Below are 7,437 nucleotides of genomic sequence, written 5' to 3' on the forward strand. Positions count from 1 at the left end.
GCTTAGCGTATGACGATTGAGCAAACCAAGACCAGAGCCAATCAGGCTACCAAGTGGCATAATCGCCACGCAGCCCATGCTCTCTAATTCTTGAGCGACGATAGGGTCGTCTGAGGTATAAACCATCACCTCAAACCCATCATCAATCAATACTTTGGCCGCTTTAAGCGTTTCCATCACGTTTGGATAAAGGGTTTTCTCATCGCCCAATACTTCAAGCTTAACCAGATTATGCCCGCCTAACAGCTCGCGAGCAAGCTTACAGGTACGAATGGCAGTCTCGGCATCGAAACAACCAGCAGTGTTGGGTAAGATGGTATATTTATCCGGTGAAATCACATCAAGTAGATTGGGCTCATTGCTGTTTTGTCCGATATTGGTACGACGAATAGCGACAGTGACAATCTCTGCTGCCGACGCCCCAATCGCAGCGCCCGTTTCAGTCATATCCTTATACTTGCCTGTACCGACCAACAGGCGAGAAGAAAAGGTACGACTCCCGACCATAAACGTGTCTTGTAAAAGGGGCGTCGGCTGAGTAGCAGTGCTCGTGTTCTCTGACATAACTGAAAATCCTAATGGCGAGTAAAACAAAATGCTATTATAACAAAATCATGCAATCTTACTTGCAGTGTTTTTTGGTTTAGCCTGTTAAGCATAATACGTTTGCCATGCTTTGACACGAGTTTCTTTCTAAGTTTGTCTTTATCTATCAGGTCGTCTTTATGATGCAACTGCCGTACAGTTTTGCAAAACGCCATCAGATTTTGATCATGCTTGCCATTGATCCTGAGCTACCAGCGACTCTGGTACTGACCAAAGCCACGCCATTATCAGCAATTAATGAGGCGGTGCGGTTCTTACAGCAGCAAGGTGTACGCGGTGTGCCGGTATATGAAAGCGTCAGCGCCGATGACTTTGAAAAGCGCCTAAATGCTGCTTATGCAGGTAATACCGGTGAGTCGCAGCATATTGCCGCTGGACTCGAGGACCATCCGGATCTTGATAGCTTGGCAGACAGTGTCCCTGAAACTGAAGATCTGATGGATCAGCAAGATGATGCGCCTATTATTCGCCTGATCAATGCGCTGTTGTCCGAAGCGATACGTTTAAGCGCCTCAGATATCCATATTGAAACCTTTGAAAAGCGCTTGGTCGTTCGCTTTCGTGTCGACGGTGAATTAAAAGAAATCATTACGCCAAAACGCCAATTAGCGCCATTACTGGTATCGCGTATCAAGGTCATGGCAAGGCTCGATATCGCCGAGAAGCGTGTGCCACAAGATGGGCGTATCAGCTTGCGCTTAGCAGGTCGTGAGGTTGATGTGCGGGTATCAACATTGCCATCAAGTTTTGGCGAGCGCGTGGTCATGCGTCTATTAGATAAGCAAGCTGGTCGCCTGAATATGACGTATTTAGGGCTATCTGATAACGACTACACCGAGCTAAAACGCTTGATTCATCGCCCGCATGGCATTATTTTGGTGACAGGACCGACAGGTTCAGGGAAAACCACCACGCTATATTCGGCATTGACCGATCTCAATGACCAAACCCGCAATATCTTGACCGCTGAAGATCCGATTGAGTTTCAGCTTGATGGTATTGGGCAAACGCAGGTTAATAATAAGGTCGATATGACCTTTGCCAAAAGTCTGCGCGCGATGTTACGCCAAGACCCAGACGTGGTGATGGTTGGTGAGATTCGCGATTTAGAAACGGCAGAGATTGCCGTACAGGCTTCTCTTACTGGACATTTGGTATTATCGACTTTGCACACCAACACTGCCATTGGGGCAGTTACGCGCCTGCAAGATATGGGTGTTGAGCCATTTTTATTATCGTCATCGCTTATCGGGGTCGTCGCCCAGCGCTTGGTGCGGACGTTATGTACGCATTGTCATGGTTGGCAAGTAGCTGACAGCGAACAGGCGAAATTATTCACTGAGATTGGTATTGTGCCAGTCTCAGAGAAGGGTGCTAAAGCTTTAACAAACACAGCTATCAATCTACCCAAACCAGTTGGCTGCGATAAATGCAATCAATCAGGATTTAAAGGGCGGACGGCGATATATGAAGTGGTGCCCATTGATGATAGTTTGCGCCGTATGATTCATAGTAATACCGCTGAATATGAGCTAGAGGAGTATGCACGTCAGCATACACCATCGATTCGGGCGGATGGTTTGCGTAAGGTAATAGCGGGACTTACGACGTTAGAGGAAGTGCTGCGCGTGACTAAAGAAAGCGCCCTAACAGAGGACGCTTTGATTGTTTAAGATAAGGCTATTAAAAAAACAGTTATTTTGTAGCGATACATTCAACCTCTACGCTGGCACCTGCTGCCAATTCAGCGACGCCAAAGGCTGAGCGTACCGGATAAGGTTTGGTCAACTCGGCTTTATAAACTTTATTAAAATCGTCAAAATCATCCATGTCTGTCAGCATCGCCATACATTTGACGATATCTGATTTTTGATAGCCGTACTTTAACAAGGTTTCATGGATATTATCCAATGCTTGCTTGGTCTCGGCTTTGACACCACCTTTGACCAATTTGCCATTTTTAAAACCAATTTGCCCAGACATATAGAGCGTATCGCCGACACGTACTGCCTCTGAAAAAGGATAATTGCCGCCATCACCAAGAAATACAGGACTAGATTTGGTGATGCTGGTGGTATTTGACGTTGGCGCAGCATTCGCTGTCATAGCAACCCCTAGTGAGCATGCGCCCACAAGCAATGCCTTAGTCAAGGTGGCGGTCAATGTATGGGTAATCTTGGACATCATTGTCTCCTTATTATAAGTGTGTTTTTTACTATTCTAGGCACGATACAAATGTATTCAAACAAATTTAACAAGCATCATGTCTCATCAAACTAGGTGGTACATGATGCCTTATGTATGCTTTAGTCATTATTGTTCGTTTTGCTCAGCTTCTTTTTTAGACTCAGCGTCAGCGTCCAGCGATTTTTCGCTTGCTTTGCCTTGACGGCGCGCTTCTAATTCAGCCTTAGGAATCCAAGCCCACGTCATCTCAACCACGATAGGGTCACGATCATTATCAGACTCACGGTCCTGAATGACACATGGAATGACCATCTCACCCTTTGGGGTATTTAAAATATCTAAACGCTGTGCATCAGATAAGCTTGCGATAGCCGCCATTTGTCCTTTTTTAATCGGTCGATAAAAATTTACCGAATAAGACTTAATCAATAATACACGATCGGTCGGTAAATTTAGGCCTAAAATAAACCCCGTTGCGGTTTCAGCAAGTAAGGTAATGGCAACGGCATGGACGGAGCCGATATGGTTTTGCACCGCCTTGGTATTATTTAGACTGACCACCACTTGATTTGGTTCGACCGTCTCATAATAAATACCTGTCGTGCCGACATAGGGCACCACTTTACCAAATGCTTTTGATAAGATGTTCGAGCGCGCACCAGCAGGCAAGTACTTGGTAATAGATAACAGTTTGGTGAATTGATTATTGATTGGTTTTAGGGTGCTATTAGGTTTTTCGACCGCAGGTTTTGCGTTGTCAGATATTTTGCTAGGTAATTTATTGCTCAGTTTGATAGGTAGTTTGTTTAATAATCCTGACATACAACATTCCTCATTTGAGTGGGATTCACAGTGCTAGTGAGACTAGAGCTAAAATACTCAGGTTATAAATGAGTCACCAAATAGGCTTTATCCTAGCAGCTATTTTAGTTATGGTACATTAACTGCTCAGTCGCTACTATTATTACCATGAACTCCTGCGCTTACAAAATAACAGTGACGTAACGGCATCCTAATCAATAGCAATACTCGCGCTAGAGGCTTTTTATACAAGCTTCCTAATGCTGTTTTAACGTCCCTTTTTTATATTGAGCTGACGCTATAATGGTCAGCTTTGACAGCTCTTATATTTTTACCTGATTTTTAACGCCGGATAACGCTATGCCTGATATGTCTAAAGATAAGCCGACCAATATTATTTATACAGGTGTTGCTGGTACGGGTAAAACTTATCAATTACTCCAGATCGCTCGAGAATATACAGAGGATTTGCCGAGAGCCGACGAGGCGGATTTGTTGGGGCAGCTAGTGCAAGAGCTTAGCTGGCGTGAAATCGTCTGTTTGGTACTGTTGGATTTTCAATCTAAACACCAAGACTTGATCAAAGTACCTGAGATCGTCAATCATGCGTTTTTTGCTGCAAAAGCGGCGCAAAATGCCCGTGAGAGCAATTTAAGCAATACGGCATGGTCTGTACTGCAAATGCATAGCTCAAGTAGCTCACAAACGGTTGCGTATAAACATAGAGCCAGCCAAGCTTATTTTGATAAAGACCATAGCGGCGCATGGTATTTATTGCCAGAAAGCTTTGAGTTATTAACAGAGCTGTCGCAGCAGCTATTTGAGTTTCAGCAAGTGCAGCATGATCACAGTGTCAATCAAAGCCAAGCTAACCCACAGCAAGGTTTTAGCCAGCAGCGCTTTACCATGGTTAGCTTCCATCAAGCGTATGGCTATGAAGAGTTTGTCGAAGGCATTCGCCCTGTCATGGTAGCGTCTAATCAGGCAGCGAATAGCTCGTCTCAAATGAGTTATAGCGTTCAAGATGGTGCATTCTTAAAACTGTGTCAACGGGCAGCAAATGATCCAGAACAGCGTTACGCCATCTTGATTGATGAGATCAATCGCGCCAACGTATCACGAGTCTTTGGTGAGCTGCTCAGTTTGATTGAACCCGACAAACGCGCTGGCATGGCAAATGCGATGACCGTTCATCTGGCCTATTCCGGACGCGCTTTTAGCATCCCAGCCAACATCGATATTTATGCCACGATGAACACCCAAGATCACTCGTTAGCACCACTTGATATGGCATTACGTCGGCGCTTTCGCTTTATCGATTGTCCACCGCAGCCAGAATTATTACCCATTATTTATGTACCGCAACACTCAGAATCTGACCGCTCAGTAGCAACCATAGATTTGGCAAAGCTATTAGCGGGTTTGAATAGTCGCCTCACGCAAACATTGGGATTAGAAGCACAATTGGGCCATGCCTTTTTATGGTCAGTGACGGATCTTGAGCAATTACAAGCGGTGTTGGTTGAACAAATCATTCCGCAGTTGCTGCAAGCGACGGGTGGGCAAGAAGGCACTTTACAATATATCTTTAGAGACGAGCAGCAACCATGGCAAGCGCAGTTTATTCAAGATAGCCAAGCCCTTATTAATGACAGTGTGAATGAGCAGATGAATTTTAATAGCCAAAATCCGCTGTCTACGGGTCAAAATGCATTTTTCGGTCAGTCTATGGGCACCGCAGCTTATAGGATAAATGCCGACCTCGTCGCAGGGATAGGCGAATTTGCCAAACCTACTGTTTATCAGCGTTTATATCCATAAGGGTGCCAAGCATTGATAAATAAAAGCGCCAATCATAAAGTCACAGCCAGCAATAGCAAGAGTGCTAATATTAAGCATGCCAATGCTAAAAGTGCTAATGTTAAAAGTGATAATGTGGATACGCGTGAGGCCAATATCATCACAGTGTTTGAGCATCAGCGTCTAACAGCGCATGACTTCTTACAGGTATCTGATTTCCATTGGTTGATGGCGCAAGAGTTTGCGGTATTTAGCATTAAGCGCAGGCAAGGACAGTGGCAATTAAAGGTTGGGCATTATATAGGGGTTATTTTACTGCCAAGCGGCATGACGCTTGAGATATTGCCCAAACTCGCGGCAAAAGCGTCTAGAAACCAAAACACACAGCACCCGCTTTTTTCCTATAATGCCCGTTATCACTCTGATATCAGGCAGACTCGCCAATGGGTGCAGGACATGCTATCGGATTTGACCAATAGCAGTCATGCCAAAAACAAGCTACCCAAGACAAAAAATCTTGGACAATTTAGTAGCCAATTGGCGGCGCTATCGATAGCGGTACGGCCATTGTCAGACTGGCTTATCACACAGTTTTTGCAGCGGCTCGCTCATTATCGACCTAGCAAATACTATCAGACACAGGTTGATAATCAAGCAGCGCTACAAGGTCGACTCCTTATCAAGGAGCAACTGCGCCGCAACAGCATGCAGCCGCATAAGTTCGTCTGTGAGAGCAGTAGACTGAGTCAAGACATGTTGGCTAACCGACTGATTAAGAGCTCCTTGATACTACTGACGCCTTTATTCTCTAAAGCAATGTACTCAAAAGCCGATGCGCCTAAATTTTTGCAGGCTTGGCAGCAAGTAGCGGCGTTGAGTCATCAAGAACTGACACAGTTAGAGTCAGTATACAAGCAAGCAAAGCGTCAGTTGGCCATGCAGCCGCTGCCAGCACCGCAGCTACAAGCTGCTCAGCAGGTGTTAGAGATGGCTTATTGGTTGCTACGCCAGTCTCATGTGGCAACAGGTAATGGTATTGCGCTAAAACAACCACTCAAGCAAAGTCAGTCCTCGTCGCGTTTATGCTTGCTGATTGATATGAACCAAGCCTTTGAGCAATGGGCAAGCCTGCGCATTGTCTCGATGTTTCAGCAAGCGAGTCAGCAGTATCAGCCACTATATCAAACGCAAAGTATCTGGCTTACGGATGCAGAAGGGCGTGCATGCCTGTCTATACGGCCTGACTTGCTGATATACAACATAGACGCTGATGATACTTGTCAAAATCAGAATGACACTGCGGTGATTGAAGCAAGAGGAAAAGGTCGCGATAGTAAAGGACATTATAAAAAAGGTCACTATAGCCATGTCATCGATATCAAATGGAAGGAGCTATCGCAGGCAGCCAGTATGAGTGCCAGCGATGCTTATCAGCTAATGAGTTACGCTCAGGCCTATCAAGCAGAGCAGGTGTGGCTGGTTTATCCGGTACAGGATAACGAGCGATTGCCAGTTATGCTCAGCCAACACGTGCATGATGATAAAAATCGGAGCCCTAACAACCAAGATAGTAGCCATAATGCTGCTGAGAAAGGAAGTACGACACCATTGTGGCTCGTACCCTTTAATGTGCTGACTGGCACGATAAACGGCGACTTGCTTCCTGATTTAAATACCGTATAATAAGCGCTATCGATGAGTAGGTAGCCCTTCTTATCGTGGAAAAAGGATTTATCGTTGTGGTTTTGATGATAAAAGAGTGTTTTTTAAATAATTTAGCAGTTTTTTTAAATTAATAAAAAATAAGTGTTGACACCATCGGCTTTTCCTCTTAATATGTGCACCTCGATAGCGAGGAACATTAACCAGTTAGTGGCATTGCCAACAACGAGTTAATCAACAAAACTATCGTGATAATAGAAATTTCGGAGTGTGGCGCAGTTTGGTAGCGCATCTGGTTTGGGACCAGAGGGTCGTAGGTTCGAATCCTATCACTCCGACCATCTATTTTTAAGAGCCTTACAGGCTTTTTTTTATGTATAA

6 protein-coding genes and 1 tRNA gene are annotated in these 7,437 nt (G+C 44.9%); 4 read left to right on the plus strand and 3 right to left on the minus strand.

Annotated elements, in window-relative coordinates; translation table 11 throughout:
• On the minus strand, window positions 1-564 hold a 564-nt coding region (locus ABYU67_RS11485), incomplete at its 3' end, for a thiazole synthase (protein ID WP_372845316.1).
• 161 nt (window positions 565-725) lie between these two features.
• Between ABYU67_RS11485 and gspE the strand changes: the two genes are divergently transcribed.
• Complete coding sequence (gspE, locus tag ABYU67_RS11490) at window positions 726-2,279, plus strand: type II secretion system ATPase GspE (protein ID WP_372845318.1); 1,554 nt, start codon at window positions 726-728, stop codon at window positions 2,277-2,279.
• A 22-nt stretch (window positions 2,280-2,301) separates the two neighbouring features.
• On the opposite strand, the gene ABYU67_RS11495 is transcribed toward gspE, so the two are convergent.
• Complete coding sequence (locus ABYU67_RS11495) at window positions 2,302-2,790, minus strand: RidA family protein (RefSeq protein WP_372845320.1); 489 nt, start codon at window positions 2,788-2,790, stop codon at window positions 2,302-2,304.
• A gap of 129 nt (window positions 2,791-2,919) precedes the next feature.
• Window positions 2,920-3,615, minus strand: a complete 696-nt coding sequence (locus ABYU67_RS11500; RefSeq protein WP_372845322.1) for a DUF4442 domain-containing protein — start codon at window positions 3,613-3,615, stop codon at window positions 2,920-2,922.
• 339 nt (window positions 3,616-3,954) lie between these two features.
• Here ABYU67_RS11500 and ABYU67_RS11505 point away from each other — a divergent pair, with 339 nt between their 5' ends.
• The 3 genes from ABYU67_RS11505 (at window position 3,955) to ABYU67_RS11515 (ending at window position 7,397) form a co-directional block, all read left to right on the plus strand.
• Window positions 3,955-5,415 carry an McrB family protein gene (locus ABYU67_RS11505; protein WP_372845324.1) on the plus strand — a complete coding sequence of 487 codons (1,461 nt, stop codon included), beginning with the start codon at window positions 3,955-3,957 and terminating at the stop codon, window positions 5,413-5,415.
• 12 nt (window positions 5,416-5,427) lie between these two features.
• Entirely contained in the window at window positions 5,428-7,077 is a 1,650-nt protein-coding gene (locus ABYU67_RS11510; protein ID WP_372845326.1) for an McrC family protein, read from the plus strand.
• A gap of 243 nt (window positions 7,078-7,320) precedes the next feature.
• Window positions 7,321-7,397 (plus strand) — tRNA-Pro (locus ABYU67_RS11515).
• The last annotated feature ends 40 nt before the right edge of the window (window positions 7,398-7,437 follow it).

The sequence above is a fragment of the Psychrobacter sp. genome (assembly GCF_041554015.1).
Classification (GTDB): Bacteria; Pseudomonadota; Gammaproteobacteria; order Pseudomonadales; family Moraxellaceae; genus Psychrobacter.